Raw genomic sequence first — 15,204 nt, 5'->3', positions numbered from 1 at the left:
TCAGTCCAGTAACGCTACATCTTTAAAGATTCGATCCATCACGCCGCACAAAAGAGTCATCATCTCGTCGATTTCCGCTTTCGATACAATCAAAGCGGGCATCAACCGGATGGTACTTGGACCCGACGAGTTAATCAGCAAGCCGGCTTGCAGGCAAGCGGCTGCCAGTTCGGCGCCACGCGGCTCAGGAAGATCAAAGGCTAGCAATAATCCTTTTCCGCGGATACCGGTCACGCCGTATTGCTCCTTAATACCATGCAGCTTTTGCAGCAAATAAGCTCCATGCTCTGCGGCTTGCTGAGGAAGCTTGCGCTGAAGCACTTCGCCAACGACAGCAAGGCCCACGGCCATGGCAAGCGGTTGCCCGGTATAGGTGCCCCCTTGGTCGCCTGCTTCAAAAAGGTTATATGCTTCTTTCGTAAGCATCGCCGATAACGGAAATCCGCCGCCAATCCCTTTGGCAAGTGTGAGCACATCAGGCATTACGCCATAATGTTCGAAGGCGAACATGGTTCCAGTCCGGCCAATTCCTGTTTGCACTTCATCGAACATGAGCAAAATCCCCTGCTCATCGCATAGGGTGCGGAGTGCTTGAATGTAGGCGGGATCAGCTTCATACACACCGCCTTCACCTTGGATGAGCTCAACGAAAATAGCGCAAGTAAGCGGAGTAATCGCTAGTTTCATGGCTTCAATATCATTATAAGGCACCTTCACAAAGCCGGGCAGTTGCGGAGCAAACATGTGCTCCCAGCCGGCTTTTCCTGTTGCCGCCGTAGTCGCCAACGAACGCCCGTGGAAGCTTCGCTTCGCTGTAATAATTTCGTAAGCGCCATTTTTACGGACAGCCCCGTATTTACGGGCAAGTTTAATCGCACTTTCATTGGCCTCCGCACCTGTGCTGCCAAAAAATACTCGCTCTAACCCCGATAAGCTTGTCAATAGACGGGCAAACTCAACCATCGGCTTATTAAAAAAGCCAGGACTGGCATTCACAAGCTTGCCTGATTGCTCCAGCAGTGCATCAGTGATGACTTTAGGCGAATGGCCTAAACTGGTAACCGCCCAACCCCCGATAAAGTCCAAATATTTGTTCCCGTTCGTATCCCAGAGATACATCCCTTCGCCACGTTCCATAACGACCTGAGGTCGGTTTGCAATGAATAGAATTGAGGCATTCGCCTCAGCCAATAATTCATCTGTGCATGATTTTTCCTTGTTCACATTGACACATCCTTTTTAATAAAAATAAGAAATAATGAATAATTATACATAATATCGTATTTTTATTCAATCTCAAAATTAGCAGGCTTGTCCATTTTTATTTGGTTTGGGTATGTTCTGCTCCAGGGTGTACGCAATTGGCTGCCAGACGATTTTCTTTTTATGAATAGGCGGTTACAATGACGATAGGAATGACAACGTTTTGTGGAAGGGAAAGATGACGTTTATGCCTGATAACGAATCGTTATTTCCGGCTCTCTTGATGGAATCAAACGGTCACCCGCATGTGATGGCGTACTATTTTAAACAATGGCAAGGCTTTGAAATGCCTTTTCACCGTCATGATGCCACTGAAATTATGTATACAATTCAAGGCTATTGCGAAATTGAGGTTCAAACTGAGCCGGCACATACCGAGAAGGTCGCGCTCAAAAAAGGCGAATTTATGATCATAAATGCCAACGTCCCCCATCGTTTGCTCGTCGATGCAGCTAATCCATGCAGAATGCTCAATGTAGAATTTCGATTTATTCCCAATAAAGGGGTATACCCCTCGATTCAACAATTGGCTGGCGAAGATGATCTGCTGATCGCCTTACTGGCATCAGAAGCTCCCTATTTGGTGCTGCGGGATGGGGATGAAGTGTACCATATTATGAAAAGCTTGGTGCTGGAGCTGGATAAAGCAGCGAATAAAAGCGACTTGATGGTTCAGCTCCTGATCACACAACTACTGATACGTATTGCACGGCTTTGGCGTGAAACGGTCAATAGCGGTGAGGCACAGAGTGAAAGATATGTCAAGATTTCGATGGAGTATTTGCATCAGAACTATGACCGTGATATTCAAGTGAAGGATATTGCCGGGGCTGTTAATTTGCATCCAGGGTACTTGCAGCGGATTTTCAAAGCTTTGACTGGACAGACATTAATGGCTTACTTAACCGGCATTCGGATGGAAAAGGCCAAGATGCTGCTCCTCGAAACCAATGTGCCGATTTCTGATATTTGTGAGTACATCGGTGTTGGAAGCCGGCAGTATTTTCATATGCTTTTCAAAGATTATACGGGTCTGACTCCCACCGATTTTCGTAAATCCATGTATGCGGAGAAACGAAACTATCCCAAAGAAGTTAGGATTTTTGACAAAAGTGAGACGAGGAAGTTAGAAATTTGATAACGGTTTCTCTTTCGTGCTTGATACAATGTGAAAGGTAGAAAACACGATAGAGAGGGCGATAAATATGTCATTTAAAGTGGCTTTTATTGGAGCGGGAAGTATTGGTTTTACACGCGGATTACTAAGGGATTTATTATCAGTTCCTGAGTTTAAAGATATTCAGGTCGCTTTTACAGACATCAACCAACATAATTTGGATATGGTAACTGAGCTGTGCCAAAGAGATATTGTGGAGAATGGTCTGAACATTAAAATTCAAGCAAGCACGGATCGCAGGGAAGCTTTGAAAGACGCAAAATACGTGTTATGTACGATTCGCGTCGGGGGTCTGGAAGCTTTTGCAACGGATGTCGATATTCCGCTTAAATATGGCGTTGACCAGTGCGTCGGGGATACGTTGTGCGCCGGAGGCATTATGTACGGACAGCGCGGGATTTCGGAAATGCTGCGTATTTGCGGAGACATTCGCGACGTAGCTTCGCCGGATGTGCTGCTGTTAAATTATGCGAATCCGATGGCGATGCTGACATGGGCTTGCAATACGTACGGCGGCGTTCGGACGATTGGTTTATGTCACGGCGTGCAGCACGGGCATCGTCAAATTGCTAACGTGTACGGTTTGAACAAAGAAGAAGTCGATATCATTTGTGCAGGAATTAATCATCAAACTTGGTATATACAAGCTCGTCACCAAGGCAAGGATCTGACGCAAGGCCTGCTTGAAGCGTTCGAGAACCATCCGGAATATGCTCGCACGGAGAAAGTGCGCATCGACATGCTACGTCGCTTCGGCTACTACAGCACAGAATCCAACGGACATCTTAGCGAGTATGTGCCTTGGTACCGGAAACGCGCGAGCGAAATCCAAGATTGGATTGATCTGGGAAGCTGGATTAACGGGGAAACCGGCGGTTACCTGCGCGTATGTACGGAAGGGCGGAACTGGTTTGAGACGGATTTCCCGAACTGGATGAAGGATAAGGCAATGGAGTACAAAGCGGAGAAGCGCAGTGAAGAGCACGGCTCCTATATCATCGAGGGACTTGAAACCGGCCGTGTATATCGTGGACATTTCAACCTGGTGAATAACGGCGTCATCTCGAATCTGCCAAACGATGCTATCATTGAAGCACCGGGTTATGTGGATGGCAACGGCATTTCGATGCCGCATGTAGGCGATCTGCCATTAGGCCCTGCTGCCGTATGTAATGTCAGCATTTCTGTGCAGCGTCTTGCTGTGGAAGCGGCTGTGCATGGGGACGATAAACTGCTTCGTCAAGCGTTTATGATGGATCCTCTCGTTGGAGCTGTCTGCAATCCGAAAGAAATTTGGCAAATGGTGGATGAGATGTTGGTTGCCCAAGAGAAATGGCTGCCTCAGTACGGATCTGCCATTGAAGAAGCCAAAAATCGCCTTGCCGCCGGCAATCTCATTCCTACCCGAGACTATGAAGGCGCAGCGCGCTTGAAGGTGAAAACAGTGGAAGAAATGAAGCAGGACCGGCAAGCCGCTAACAAAAATGCGGGCGAAGCAGACAAAGGGAAAGACCGTGCGGCTGTTTCATCCTAATAGGAAACGTAATGTTCGTTTGTTTTCAAGTATGTTCATTTTGGTTCTTTTGGGTTATAATTAGTTTTGTAAGTGAAGGGCCGCTTGCGGCCCTTTTTTATTTTTCTAGGATCGTTCAAATGGGAGAGGGGTAAGTTAGATGTCGAATATTGGCGTATGGGAACCGGCTGAACCGGGCGTGAAACGCTGCATTTTGAAAGCTGAAGTCGGGTTAATGATGATGGAGGTTCACTTTGAGCCAGGAGCCGTAGGATATCAGCACAGCCATGTGCATGAACAAATGTCCTATTGCCTAAAAGGCAAAATTGAGTTTACGATAGATGGTGTTGTGACGGTCATCGAACAAGGGGAAACGGTTTACATACCTAGCGGAGCGCAGCATGGCGTAACAGCCTTGGAAGCATCTGCTTTGCTGGATGTATTTACACCGATTCGTGAAGATCTTGTGAAACGTTAACCAGTTGCTCTTGCAACTGGTTTTCTTTCTTTTAATGTGAATGCGTTTACATTTGTAGGCGGGAGGAGGCAATTATGGGTAGAAAAAGCCGCCGGGCTTGGACGTGGTTTTATAGGAGTCTATTTTTGCGCGATCGGCCGTTGACCGTCAAACTGCTTGTCTATTCCGCTATGTTGGTCGTTATTCCGCTTGTTATCGTTGGGCTCATCTCGTATCAGAAGTCGTCGGAAGTGCTGCGCGAGGAAGCGAGTTTAAGCAACGAACAAATCATCGAGCAGGTGAAGCTGCACATCGAATATTACATTCGGGATTTCGAAATCGACTCCATCCGGATGCAAAATCATCCCTCCATGCAGCAGTTTCTTCGTATGACGAGTGAGCAGGAAGTGCGGGATTCGGGCATTCGGGAGCCGATGATGCAGCTTCTGAAAGATACGGCTTACTCCCGCTCGGACATTTCCCGGATCATGCTGATTATGGAAAATCAAACGGTGCTCGACACGAGTATGGATAAAAATGTGACACCAGCGCTGCAGCTTATCGAGGAGCCATGGTTTGCCAGCGTGCCGTCCAACAGCGACATTATGCTCATTATTCGTCCGCCTTCGGAGCGGTATGAGCTGGAAGATGTGCCGGTCCTCTCCATCGTGAAGCGATTGGTCAGTCCCAATACCTTAGAACCCGTGGCCACTCTTATCATGGAAGTGAATTTCAAACGTATTCAAGAAATTGCTGAACGTGTAACGATTGGCAGAACAGGGTATTTATCGATTCTAGACCCGAACGGCAGGTATATTTATTCCCCGGAGTACGCGGATATTGGCCACTTGGCGGCGTGGGATCAGCTGGACTATATTTTGCAGCAGGAGAGCGGATCCTATCAGTCGTTAACCGGCGATAAGCCCTTTTATACGTTTAGCCGATCTTCCTATTTGAATTGGCGGCTGGTAACGACCATTCCTGAGCATGAATTGACGCACGGAACACAATATATTCGGCAAACCATTTGGTGGACGGTAGCTGTGACGCTCGTGATCGCTTATCTAATCGGGATCGGCTTTGCGACAAGTATCGTTCGGCCGGTCCGGGCTCTGCAGTATTTTATGAAACGGGTAAAAGAAGGAGATTTTCAAGCTCGGGTGGACATCGAATCGAAGGATGAGATCGGGCAGCTGACGAATGATTTTAATAAAATGGTGGAAAAGCTGCAAATCCTGCTCGACGAGATTTATTACTCCCAGCTGCGGGAGAAGGATCTTCAGCTTCGCCAGAAGGAAACGGAGCTTAAGGTGCTCCAGTCCCAAGTGAATCCTCACTTTCTTATGAATGCTTTGGAAACGGTGCGGGGGATGGCGCTGGACAAAGATATGACCGACATTTCGGTATTAGTCGCCTCCTTGGCGAGGCTGCTGCGCTACAATTTGAATCATGCGGGTGCTACGAGCTCTGTGCAGCAGGAAATTCACATTTGTGAGATGTATTTGCGGATACAGCAGTACCGTTTTGAAGAGAAGCTTAGTTACGAGTTTCGAATCCCGCATTGGGCGGAAAATCAGCTGATTGCGAAGTTTGCGCTGCAGCCCTTAGTGGAAAATTGCGTGATCCACGGCATTGAGACGAGCGACCGTCAGGTTCATATTACTATTTCCGCTAAAAAACTGGATGAGCAGCAATTCGTCATCGAGATCCAAGATACCGGGACGGGGATTCCGGCAGAAAAGCTGCGTGCTTTGCAGCTCGATTTGCTGCAAAAGGATATGATTGCTGCTGTTTCACAAATTGGGATCGTGAATGTGCATCGGCGCATCGCCTATTTATTCGGAGAAGCTTACGGGTTAGAGCTGGAAAGCCGTGCAGGCACAGGGACGACCGTTAGCTTGAAATTGCCGCTGGGACTTGGGATGCGGGAAGGAGCGTAGGGACATGTACAAAATTATTCTCGTCGACGATGAAAAATGGGTTCGGGTTGTGCTGCGCAAGGCTGTGGAGCAAACAAAGCTTCCCGTTACGATTGTGCAGGAATGCGCTAACGGCCTGGAAGCTTTGGATGCGGTGCAGAAGCATGCGGCGGATCTGGTGATTTCGGATGTGAAAATGCCGATTATGGACGGCATCGGTTTGGCTGAGCAGATGGCGGCGATGACAGCCAATCTGGTGCTTGTGAGCGGTTATGACGATTTTCAATTTGCACAGAAAGCGATTCGCTACGGGGTCAAAGACTACTTGCTGAAGCCGGTGGAAATGGAGGCGATGGCGGATTGCTTGGAGCGATGGATACAAGGCAGAGCGATGTTAAAAGAGGCCATAGGAGGAACGGAAGGTTCACTCGCAACGGCTGAAATGTCAGCTATTGAGCAAGTGCAGCAGTTTGTAGCAGCTAACTTAGCGAAGGAAATTACATTAACCGATGCGGCAGCTTTGGTTCATCTGAATCCCAGCTACTTGAGTCAGTTGTTTAAGCAGCAAACGGGCGGGAAGTTTGTTGACTATGTTATCCTCATGAGAATGGAAGAGGCGAAGCGGCTGCTTATCAAAACAGCTTTGCGCGTATCTGAAATCGCCGAGAGGTTGGGCTACGGCGATATTGCTTATTTTAGCAATACGTTTAAAAAGCTGACTGGGAGCTCTCCTCTGGAATATCGGAAAAGTGGAGGGAAGCTGCAAGAACCAAAAGGAACCTGAGCTGATCTCAGGTTCCTTTTGGTTTGTTATCATTTTCTCGCCTTTTCAATAGCTTCCAACGTTTCTTTGTACTCTGCGCGGTACTTCTCGATAACCGGCTTTACCGCGTCCTGCCATGGCTTGAGATCAGACACATCGGTGATCGTGACTCCAGCCGCTTTAACTTTGGCCTCGGAGTCTTTTTCGAATTTATCCCATTCGGCTTTTTGCGTTTTGACGGATTCGAGGGCTGCTTTTTTGATCAGCGCTTTGTCGTCATTACTCAGTTTATCCCAAGCTACTTTGGAGATTAAAAGCACTTCCGGCACACGCTGATGCTGGTCAAGAATGAGATTTTTCGCCTGCTGAAAATGATTGGATGAGAAGTAGCTCGGATAGTTGTTCTCTGCGGCATCAATGACGCCAGTTTGCAGGGCGTTGAACACATCGCCGTATGGCATAGGCGTTGCATTCGCGCCTAGCGCGTTCATGAGATCGATGTTCACTTTGTTTTGAATCACGCGAATTTTAAGTCCTTTCAGATCGGCAATGCTTTTGATCGGCTTCTTGGAGTAGAAATGACGCGCTCCGGAGCTGTAGTAGGCAAGCCCTTTCATACGCGAGGATTCCAAACTGTCCAGCAGCTTTGTGCCTTGTTCACTCTCTAGAAACTTCCATTGGTGATTGTCATTGTCGAAAATATAAGGCAAACTGAACACTTCATATTGTTTGTTGAAGCCGCCAAGCGCTCCGGTGCTGACGCGAGTGAACTCAATCGCACCCAATTGCACCTGTTCGATAACAGCTTTCTCTTCACCAAGCTGGGAAGCTGGGAAGACGTCGATTTTGATGCGCCCATCGGAGGCTTGATTGACGAGTTCGGCGAATTTTTTATCGCCAAGTGTTGTCGGATAGTCGGCGGGATGTGTTTCAGCCAAGCGAAAAGTTAGTTTCGGTCCTTCCGCTTTCTTGGCTGCTGCAGGGCTGGCTGCTCCCGGAGCTTTTGTCGAGCTGCCGGTTGTCGGAGTGCTTCCCCCGCCGCAAGCGACTAGCAGCAGACTTGCACCGAGCATCGTGCTAAGTGCGGTTATATATGATTTTTTCATTTTCATAGTGGTGATCCCCTTTTTCATAAAATTAGTTGGTCATTTCATAAGATTTGGCAGCCACATCACCAGTCCAGGGATATAAGTCAGGATCATGAGCACGACGCACATGACATAGAAGAAGGGCATCATGGCTTTGGTGCCTTCCGAAATTGAGATATTGCCGATGGCGGAGCCGACGAATAAAACGGTTCCAACAGGAGGCGTCAGCAATCCGATGCCTAAGTTTAACATCATAATGATGCCGAAGTGAACAGGGTCCATCCCAAGCGCGGTGACGACAGGCAGCAGAATCGGCGTCATGATCAGGATGAGCGGAGCCATATCCATAGGTGCGCCAAGCAAGAGCAGCAAGACGTTGATGATCAGTAGAATAATAATAGGGCTGTCGGTGATGCCAAGCATCCAATCCGTCAGCATGCCGGGAACTTTGAGGAAGGCGAGCACATAACTGAAGGTAGCGGAAGCGGCAATGAGGAAAAGCACCATCGCGACGGTTCGGAACGTGCGTTTCAAGATGACCCACATGCGGCTGATCGGAATATCCCGGTATACGAGAAAGGTGAGGATAAAAGCGTACAAACAAGCTAGCGCGCCGCTTTCTGTAGCCGTGAACCAACCGGTGAATATACCGCCAAGAATGATGACCGCTGTTAAAAGAGAGAGCAAACCGTCGCGCACAATTTTGGGAATGTCCCGCAGGGGAACGGCCTCGCTTTTGGTATAGCCGCGCTTAATGGCGATAAAATAGCTTGTAATCATAAGCGATACGCAGAGGATCAAGCCTGGAACGATGCCCGCGAGAAAAAGCGAAGCAATCGAGATTCCTCCTCCAGCTGCCAGAGAGTACAGCACGAGATTGTGGCTTGGCGGAACGACGACGCCTTGAATGGCGGCGGAGACGGTGACACCTACGGCATAGTCGGTGTCGTAGCCTTTTTTCTTCATCATGGGAATCATGACGGAGCCGATCGAGGAAACATCCGCAATGGCGGAGCCGGAAATGTTCCCGAAGAACATGCAGGCAACGCAGTTGACCATGGCTAAGCCCCCGCGAATACCGCCTACGAGAACTTGGGCGAGATTGATGAGGCGCAAGGCCATCTGGCCTTCGCTCATGATTTGGCCGGCCAGGATGAAGAACGGGATGGTCAGCAGCGAATACGAATTCATCCCTTGAATCATCGTCTGGCCAACGGTAGCCAGCGGCACTTTCAAATAAAGCAAAGTGAGCAGCGATGAACCGGCTAAAGCTAGCGAGATCGGAAAGCGCAGGATGATCAGGAGGATGAAGACGACGCAAAGAATGAGTATGGCAATGGTCGGATCCATTAATGATTGCCTCCTTCTTGAAGATTGACATGCCGCTTCGTCTCGATCCCGAACAGTTGCAGCAGCGCATAAGCACAGGTCATAACGCCGGTGATCGGCATGATGACATAAAGTGTGCTGTTGGGCAATCCGGTGGCCGGCAGCTCGGATTCATTCATCATGACGGTGAAATCCCAGCCATAGAACACCAGATAGATTCCGAAGGCGAGGATGACCAATTCGATCACTTTATCCAGTGCTTTGTTGATGGATGCTGGAAGCTTGTGCGTGAAGGAATCAATGCCGAGATGAAGCTTTTCTCGAAAGCCGATCGCAATGCCCATGAAAGAGAACCAAATGAGCAGCAGCATGGTCACTTCTTCGGACCAGAAGAAAACGAAATCGAACAGCTTGCGCGTCATCACCTGGACAGTAACGATAATAATCATGCTGAGCAAGCCGATCAGTGCGGCTGATTCGATAAAAGTATCGATGCCTAGCGCTATTTTGCGAAGTAACCGCATCGTAAAGCGACCTCCCTTCTCTTATTTTGTAAGTGCTTTCATTTGGATTGACTTAAGTATAGCGTCCCAGCGTTTGGGCTGGTACGCCATTGCTTTTAGGTTTTTTTGTAGTATTTTTAGGAGATTGGGGGAGGACAAGAGGAGAGAAGTTTTGGAGTGGAGTGAGAGGAGGAGTATGTAGAGAAGTGATGGGATGAGTTTGGAGTAAAGTGAGAAGCGGGATGGGGAGTTGTGTGATTAGAGTCGTAGTGGCGCAGAATGTGGGGGGAATAAGTGGAGTAGCGAGAAGCGGGTTGGGGAGTAGGGTGAGTAGAGTAGCAGTGGTGCAGAATGTAGGGGGAATGAGTGGAGTAGCGAGAAGCGGGTTGAGGAGTAGGGTGAGTAGAGTCGTAGTGGCGAAGAGTGAGGAGGGGAATGTGTAGAGTAGCAAGAGGAGGGTTGAAGAGTAGAGTGAGTAAACTAGTTGTGGCGAAGAGTGGAGAGGGGAAAGAGTAGAGTAGTGAGAAGAGAAGCGAGGTAGAGAGGTGGCCATACAGTGGAATAAAGGCAGTGCTCCTTGGTGCCACACTGCACTACATTGCAGTTTGTACAACCAAATGGGTGTCTATCTGGCTTTTTACTCGTCTATGTTGTAGTTTATACAACCATTTCGCATGAAATGGGCACTTTTTTGTCATTTCGGGTTCAAATGATTGTATTTTGTGCAATGAAGATGAGTTTGCAGCGTAAAAAGCGTCTGTATGTTGTAAAAAATACAACGGGGAGTGGGCTTTAATGTGTTCATCGGGGTGGAGGTGAGGTGCAACGCTAAATAAAGCGGACGTACGGCTCATTACTCGCTCGCCTACATTTACTCAGCTACTCTCCTTGACTTCTACTCAACTGCACTTCTACATTCCTACTCAGTATTACTCCTACTCACCTTACCCCAACACCCCAACACCCCAACACCCCAACACCCCAACACCCCAACACCACCTCAGCAGCTGCTTTCATTGGACAAATTCCAATGAAATCAGCCTAAAAATGCGCAAATCCCACGTTTCATTGGACATATTCCAATGCGAGGTCTAATTTCAGCGCTAATTGAGGTGAATTTCACAAGCCCGATTGGATTTTATCCAATCAACCGGCGCATTGTGTGGCGAAATTGCAGTTTTCGTTGGATTTCATCCAACGGAACTGCTGCGCCAGCATGAGATTCCATCAGCATCCGGATGCTACAGTTCTCGCATATCGGCTGAGTCAGCCATATGCATTGAATTGGGTAGCATGCATCTTTTCCCCGCAGCTCACAAAAACTGCAAACCCATATACACGGCCACGCCCCATATCATGCAAGCCGACACTTTATTTAATCTCGCAATAAAACGCCCGCTTGTATCGTGTTTACCAATGAGCCGTCCTGCAAAGGCTAATCCAAAAAACCACAGCCATGACACGCACACGATGCTGATCATGAACACCCATTTGTCCCCGCCGGCATAGTTCAATGAATTTGTGCCAATAACTCCAATCGTATCTAAAATAGCGTGGGGATTCAGTAAGGAGACGGAAGCCGCGAATAAAATTTGCTTTTTCGGCTGCGGCACCTCCTCCGTTTGCCGGGTAGAAGAAGAGCTGCTCGGGTTACTGCGCCAAAGCACCCAGCCCATATAGAGCAGGAAGACGCAGCCGATTCCATACAATGCCGCTTGCAGCCACGAAAAAGTTAACACGATAAGGGAAACTCCGAATACCGCTGCGAGAATAAGGATGGTATCACAGAGGGAAGCTGTGAGAATAACGGGCAATGCCCCAAGGAAGGTGCGCTGGGTGGCGCCTTGATTAAACACAAAAACATTTTGCACCCCAACCGGTAAAATAAGTCCAAAGCCCAAAACAACCGCATGTAAAATCGTTTGAAACAAAATCATCACTCCAATCTAGCTGTCGAATTCTTACTTAGTATAGAGGGATTTTGATATTTGTCTCCGTCCAAATGGATGGCATCGACCCCAACCAAATGATATAGTGGAGCTGTAAGGAAGGAGGAAACGATGGATTGGCGACCTGATTTATCATCTGAAACTCCGTTATATCAACAGATCAAAGAGTTTATTATCCATAAAATATCGCTGGGTGAATGGGCGGTGGGGACCAAAATTCCATCGCAGCGGGCTTTGGCTGAGCATTTTGGCGTGAACCGCAGCACGGTGGTCACGGCGATCAGCGATTTGATTGCTGATGGGCTATTAGAGGGCAATACCAAAGGCGGAACGAGAGTTATTAATAACTCTTGGAACCTGTTAACGGCTTCTCCTCCTCCAGACTGGAGCTCGTATGTACAAGCTGGAGCACACTATCCCAACCAGCCGACGATCCAGCACATTAATCGGGCGGAATTTCAAGAAGGTATCATTCGGCTTGGAACCGGGGAGCTTTCGCCGGATTTGCTGCCATCGGAGCGGATGAAGGAGATTTTCGCCGAAAGCTCGACGAATTCGTTCCTCTTAGGATATGAAGAGCCGAAGGGGAATCTTTATTTGCGCAAACAGCTGGCAGCCTACCTGAAAGGCATTGGCGTCCATACTTCGCCATCGAACATCCTGATCGTCTCCGGGGCTCTTCAAGCTTTACAGCTCATCTCAATCGGGCTGCTGCCGCGAGGTTCTTCGATTCTTTTAGAAAAGCCGTCCTACTTGTATTCTGTCCATGTTTTTCAGTCGAACCATATTAAGCTTGTAGGGTTACCCATGGATGAGGATGGCCTGCTTACGAACCAGATTGCGCGCCACAAAAAGGGCTATAACGCTTCGCTGCTCTACACAATTCCTACTTTTCAAAATCCAACCGGCATTTTGATGCCCGAAGGAAGGCGCCAGATGCTAATGAATGCTTGCGCGGACGAAGGTCTCCCGATTATTGAGGATGACGCGTATAGGGAGCTATGGTTTGATGAACCGCCTCCTTTGCCACTTAAAGCGAGGGACCCTCATGCACTTGTCCTGTATCTGGGGACACTGTCCAAGACGTTAAGTCCAGGGCTTCGCATTGGTTGGGTGGTTGCTCCGGAACCTGTTATCGAACGATTAGCGGATATTAAAATGCAGAATGACTACGGTTCGAGTTCTGTCTCTCAATGGGCTGCAGCGGAGTGGCTGGGAAGAGGGTTGTATCAGGAGCATCTTCTGACGATCAGGATACAGCTAAAGTTGAGAAGGGATAGGACAGTGGAGCTGCTCCAAGCTTTTTTCACTGGGATCGCCACTTGGTCAGTTCCGAAGGGAGGTTTCTACATTTGGGTACAGCTAACAGTCGATGTTCCGATGCAAATCCTGTTCGAGCGAGCTTTCAAAGAGGGTGTTTTGTTAAATCCGGGTTCGATTTATAATCGACTTACAGGCAACTATTTGCGCATCTCGTACGCCTATGCCAAGCTGCATGAGCTGGAATGGGGACTTGAGCGAGTAGCGATTTTAATTCGAGATTTGGTTGGGAAAAAAAGATTGGAAAGGTGAGCGAGGTATGTTAACGAATGACACGCAGATGAATAAGGAAGACGAGCAATCAGACCTGCCTAAGCTTTCAAATCCTGCCCTTCGTGCACTCGCAGGCGCCGGATATCACAGGCTTGAACAACTTAGCAAAACAACCGAGAAAGAGATTATGAAGCTGCATGGCATGGGACCCAAGTCGCTGGATCCTCTTCGCCGTGCGCTTGCCGAGAAGGGACTGACATTTGCAGATGAATCATGAGAGTAGTAATCCCAAGCGAACTGCCGCCGAAAAAGCAGTGGAGTATATTCAGGATGGTATGACAGTAGGCTTGGGCACGGGCTCCACAGCTTATTGGGCTATTCAACAAATTGGCAAGCGAGTTCTGAGCGGGCTGCAAATCAAGGCAGTGGCAACTTCCGTACAATCCGAGAACTTGGCTAAAGAGCTTGGAATTCCCTTGATTCCTTTTTCTGAACTAGAGGAGATAGATGTAACGATTGATGGCGCTGACGAAGTTGACGGTGCGTGGAATCTGGTCAAAGGCGGGGGCGGCGCGCTGCTCCGTGAGAAAATCATCGCTTCATCCAGCAAACAGCTTATTGTCGTTGTTGATGAAAGCAAGGTTGTCGACCAGTTGGGGAAATTCCATTTGCCGGTTGAAGTTGTGAAGTTTGGTTATGAGCTTACACGCAACAAGCTTAGCGCGCTTGGATGTGAACCAAAGCTGAGAATGATGGATCAGCAGCCTTTTACGACGGATAATGGCAATTACATCCTGGATTGTGATTTTAAGCAGATTAAAAGTCCAAGTGAATGCCATGATGCCATCAACCATATTCCGGGCGTCGTCGATAATGGGTTATTTATTAAGATGGCAACGAGAGTCATCGTTGGTTATCAAGACGGATCTGTGGAAGAGCTAAAGCTTGTCTAATAACTAGGAATGATGGGAGCTGGGGGATGTTGTTGAACAAAGCAGTTTGTGTAACCGGAACGGACAGAGGGATTGGACTTGCGATTACTGAAGCTTTACTTCATCAGGGATACACCGTTTTTGCTGGCGGCATTCTGGGCAATAACGAGGAGTTGACCAAGCTTGGAGCTCAATTTCCGAGTCAACTGCACGTTTTCAAACTGGATGTGGGATCTGACGAAAGTGTCAAGGAAGCAGCTCGTTATATCAAAAGCAAGTCCAATCAATTGGAGTTTTTGATCAACAATGCCGCCATTCTCGGCGATACGGTGAAGACGATTGAAGATGACCTTGATTTCGAAGAGATTCAGCGAGTGTATAATGTGTCAGCGCTTGGCGCTATTCGCATGGCCAATAACTTACTGGAGCCGATCATGAATGGCGGCAAGCTGATTGTTAACATATCCTCCGAAGCGGGCAGCATAGCGAACAGCCATCGGGATGCATGGTTCGGTTACTGTATGGCCAAGTCGGCTCTGAACATGGGGTCCACGGTCATTCATAATAAAATTCGCAAAGAAGGCGGGCGCGTCCTGCTGATCCACCCCGGCTGGGTCAAATCATATATGAGTGGCGCATGGAATCCGGCTGGCACCTATACATCGGAAGAAGCCGCCGCGAATATTTTGAATCGAATTGAAGAGCACAAGGACAAGCTTATGGCACTGCCGCTTTATATCGAAGCCGACAGCGGAAAAGAGCTGCCTTGGTAAAGGAA

General features: G+C 48.4%; 14 protein-coding genes. 9 read left to right on the top strand and 5 right to left on the bottom strand.

Annotation, left to right across the window (positions count from 1 at the left end; translation table 11 throughout):
- Nucleotides 1-1,224 (bottom strand): aspartate aminotransferase family protein, encoded by a 1,224-nt coding sequence (locus tag PCH02S_RS03140; protein WP_127449991.1) that lies wholly within the window; start codon nucleotides 1,222-1,224, stop codon nucleotides 1-3.
- A gap of 217 nt (nucleotides 1,225-1,441) precedes the next feature.
- Here PCH02S_RS03140 and PCH02S_RS03135 point away from each other — a divergent pair, with 217 nt between their 5' ends.
- The 5 genes from PCH02S_RS03135 to PCH02S_RS03115 all read left to right on the top strand — a co-directional run bounded on the left by PCH02S_RS03135 (nucleotide 1,442) and on the right by PCH02S_RS03115 (nucleotide 7,113).
- Complete coding sequence (locus PCH02S_RS03135) at nucleotides 1,442-2,401, top strand: AraC family transcriptional regulator (RefSeq protein ID WP_407670019.1); 960 nt, start codon at nucleotides 1,442-1,444, stop codon at nucleotides 2,399-2,401.
- Between the two features lie 67 nt (nucleotides 2,402-2,468).
- A complete protein-coding gene (melA, locus tag PCH02S_RS03130; RefSeq protein ID WP_127449989.1) occupies nucleotides 2,469-3,974 on the top strand; it encodes an alpha-glucosidase/alpha-galactosidase in 1,506 nt (501 codons plus the stop codon).
- A gap of 139 nt (nucleotides 3,975-4,113) precedes the next feature.
- Nucleotides 4,114-4,431: a cupin domain-containing protein gene (locus tag PCH02S_RS03125; RefSeq protein ID WP_127449987.1), complete on the top strand. Its 318-nt coding sequence runs from the start codon at nucleotides 4,114-4,116 to the stop codon at nucleotides 4,429-4,431.
- Nucleotides 4,432-4,505: 74 nt separating this feature from the next.
- The gene (locus PCH02S_RS03120) at nucleotides 4,506-6,350 is read left to right on the top strand and encodes a sensor histidine kinase (protein ID WP_127449985.1); all 1,845 of its coding nucleotides are present in this window, start codon (nucleotides 4,506-4,508) and stop codon (nucleotides 6,348-6,350) included.
- Between the two features lie 4 nt (nucleotides 6,351-6,354).
- Nucleotides 6,355-7,113 carry a response regulator transcription factor gene (locus PCH02S_RS03115; protein ID WP_127449983.1) on the top strand — a complete coding sequence of 253 codons (759 nt, stop codon included), beginning with the start codon at nucleotides 6,355-6,357 and terminating at the stop codon, nucleotides 7,111-7,113.
- 29 nt (nucleotides 7,114-7,142) lie between these two features.
- Here the strand turns inward: PCH02S_RS03115 and dctP are convergent, their stop codons facing one another.
- The 4 genes from dctP to PCH02S_RS03095 form a co-directional block, all read right to left on the bottom strand.
- The gene (gene dctP, locus PCH02S_RS03110) at nucleotides 7,143-8,204 is read right to left on the bottom strand and encodes a TRAP transporter substrate-binding protein (protein ID WP_127449981.1); all 1,062 of its coding nucleotides are present in this window, start codon (nucleotides 8,202-8,204) and stop codon (nucleotides 7,143-7,145) included.
- Nucleotides 8,205-8,237: 33 nt separating this feature from the next.
- Nucleotides 8,238-9,530, bottom strand: coding sequence for a TRAP transporter large permease (locus tag PCH02S_RS03105; RefSeq protein WP_127449979.1), 1,293 nt, complete (start codon nucleotides 9,528-9,530; stop codon nucleotides 8,238-8,240).
- Nucleotides 9,530-10,033 (bottom strand): TRAP transporter small permease, encoded by a 504-nt coding sequence (locus tag PCH02S_RS03100; protein WP_127449977.1) that lies wholly within the window; start codon nucleotides 10,031-10,033, stop codon nucleotides 9,530-9,532. The genes PCH02S_RS03105 and PCH02S_RS03100 overlap by 1 nt, the downstream gene beginning before the upstream one ends.
- A 1,292-nt stretch (nucleotides 10,034-11,325) precedes the next feature.
- Nucleotides 11,326-11,943 carry a LysE/ArgO family amino acid transporter gene (locus PCH02S_RS03095; RefSeq protein ID WP_127449975.1) on the bottom strand — a complete coding sequence of 206 codons (618 nt, stop codon included), beginning with the start codon at nucleotides 11,941-11,943 and terminating at the stop codon, nucleotides 11,326-11,328.
- A gap of 129 nt (nucleotides 11,944-12,072) precedes the next feature.
- Between PCH02S_RS03095 and PCH02S_RS03090 the strand changes: the two genes are divergently transcribed.
- Genes PCH02S_RS03090 through PCH02S_RS03075 form a run of 4 tightly spaced genes read left to right on the top strand, consistent with a single transcriptional unit; the run spans nucleotide 12,073 to nucleotide 15,199 of the window.
- Nucleotides 12,073-13,533: an aminotransferase-like domain-containing protein gene (locus PCH02S_RS03090; protein ID WP_127449973.1), complete on the top strand. Its 1,461-nt coding sequence runs from the start codon at nucleotides 12,073-12,075 to the stop codon at nucleotides 13,531-13,533.
- 7 nt (nucleotides 13,534-13,540) lie between these two features.
- Nucleotides 13,541-13,771 carry a DNA-directed RNA polymerase subunit alpha C-terminal domain-containing protein gene (locus PCH02S_RS03085; RefSeq protein WP_127449971.1) on the top strand — a complete coding sequence of 77 codons (231 nt, stop codon included), beginning with the start codon at nucleotides 13,541-13,543 and terminating at the stop codon, nucleotides 13,769-13,771.
- The gene (gene rpiA / locus PCH02S_RS03080) at nucleotides 13,761-14,447 is read left to right on the top strand and encodes a ribose-5-phosphate isomerase RpiA (RefSeq protein ID WP_127450518.1); all 687 of its coding nucleotides are present in this window, start codon (nucleotides 13,761-13,763) and stop codon (nucleotides 14,445-14,447) included. Before PCH02S_RS03085 ends, rpiA begins: the two co-directional genes overlap by 11 nt.
- Nucleotides 14,448-14,473: 26 nt before the next feature.
- Complete coding sequence (locus PCH02S_RS03075) at nucleotides 14,474-15,199, top strand: SDR family NAD(P)-dependent oxidoreductase (RefSeq protein WP_127449969.1); 726 nt, start codon at nucleotides 14,474-14,476, stop codon at nucleotides 15,197-15,199.
- Nucleotides 15,200-15,204: the final 5 nt, after the last annotated feature.

This window comes from Paenibacillus chondroitinus NBRC 15376 (genome assembly GCF_004000765.1).
Lineage (GTDB): Bacteria > Bacillota > Bacilli > Paenibacillales > NBRC-103111 > Paenibacillus_E > Paenibacillus_E chondroitinus.
This window is presented reverse-complemented; position numbering and strand designations above follow the sequence as displayed.

Bases quoted from the DNA above. Each gene is read 5' to 3' on its own strand.
- PCH02S_RS03090 (WP_127449973.1), top strand. From the start codon at position 12,073: ATGGATTGGCGACCTGATTTATCATCTGAAACTCCGTTATATCAACAG.
- PCH02S_RS03115 (WP_127449983.1), top strand. From the start codon at position 6,355: ATGTACAAAATTATTCTCGTCGACGATGAAAAATGGGTTCGGGTTGTG.
- PCH02S_RS03105 (WP_127449979.1), bottom strand. From the start codon at position 9,530: ATGGATCCGACCATTGCCATACTCATTCTTTGCGTCGTCTTCATCCTC.
- PCH02S_RS03075 (WP_127449969.1), top strand. From the start codon at position 14,474: ATGTTGTTGAACAAAGCAGTTTGTGTAACCGGAACGGACAGAGGGATT.
- rpiA (WP_127450518.1), top strand. From the start codon at position 13,761: ATGAATCATGAGAGTAGTAATCCCAAGCGAACTGCCGCCGAAAAAGCA.
- dctP (WP_127449981.1), bottom strand. From the start codon at position 8,204: ATGAAAATGAAAAAATCATATATAACCGCACTTAGCACGATGCTCGGT.
- PCH02S_RS03120 (WP_127449985.1), top strand. From the start codon at position 4,506: ATGGGTAGAAAAAGCCGCCGGGCTTGGACGTGGTTTTATAGGAGTCTA.
- PCH02S_RS03085 (WP_127449971.1), top strand. From the start codon at position 13,541: ATGTTAACGAATGACACGCAGATGAATAAGGAAGACGAGCAATCAGAC.
- PCH02S_RS03125 (WP_127449987.1), top strand. From the start codon at position 4,114: ATGTCGAATATTGGCGTATGGGAACCGGCTGAACCGGGCGTGAAACGC.
- PCH02S_RS03100 (WP_127449977.1), bottom strand. From the start codon at position 10,033: ATGCGGTTACTTCGCAAAATAGCGCTAGGCATCGATACTTTTATCGAA.
- PCH02S_RS03135 (WP_407670019.1), top strand. From the start codon at position 1,442: ATGACGTTTATGCCTGATAACGAATCGTTATTTCCGGCTCTCTTGATG.
- melA (WP_127449989.1), top strand. From the start codon at position 2,469: ATGTCATTTAAAGTGGCTTTTATTGGAGCGGGAAGTATTGGTTTTACA.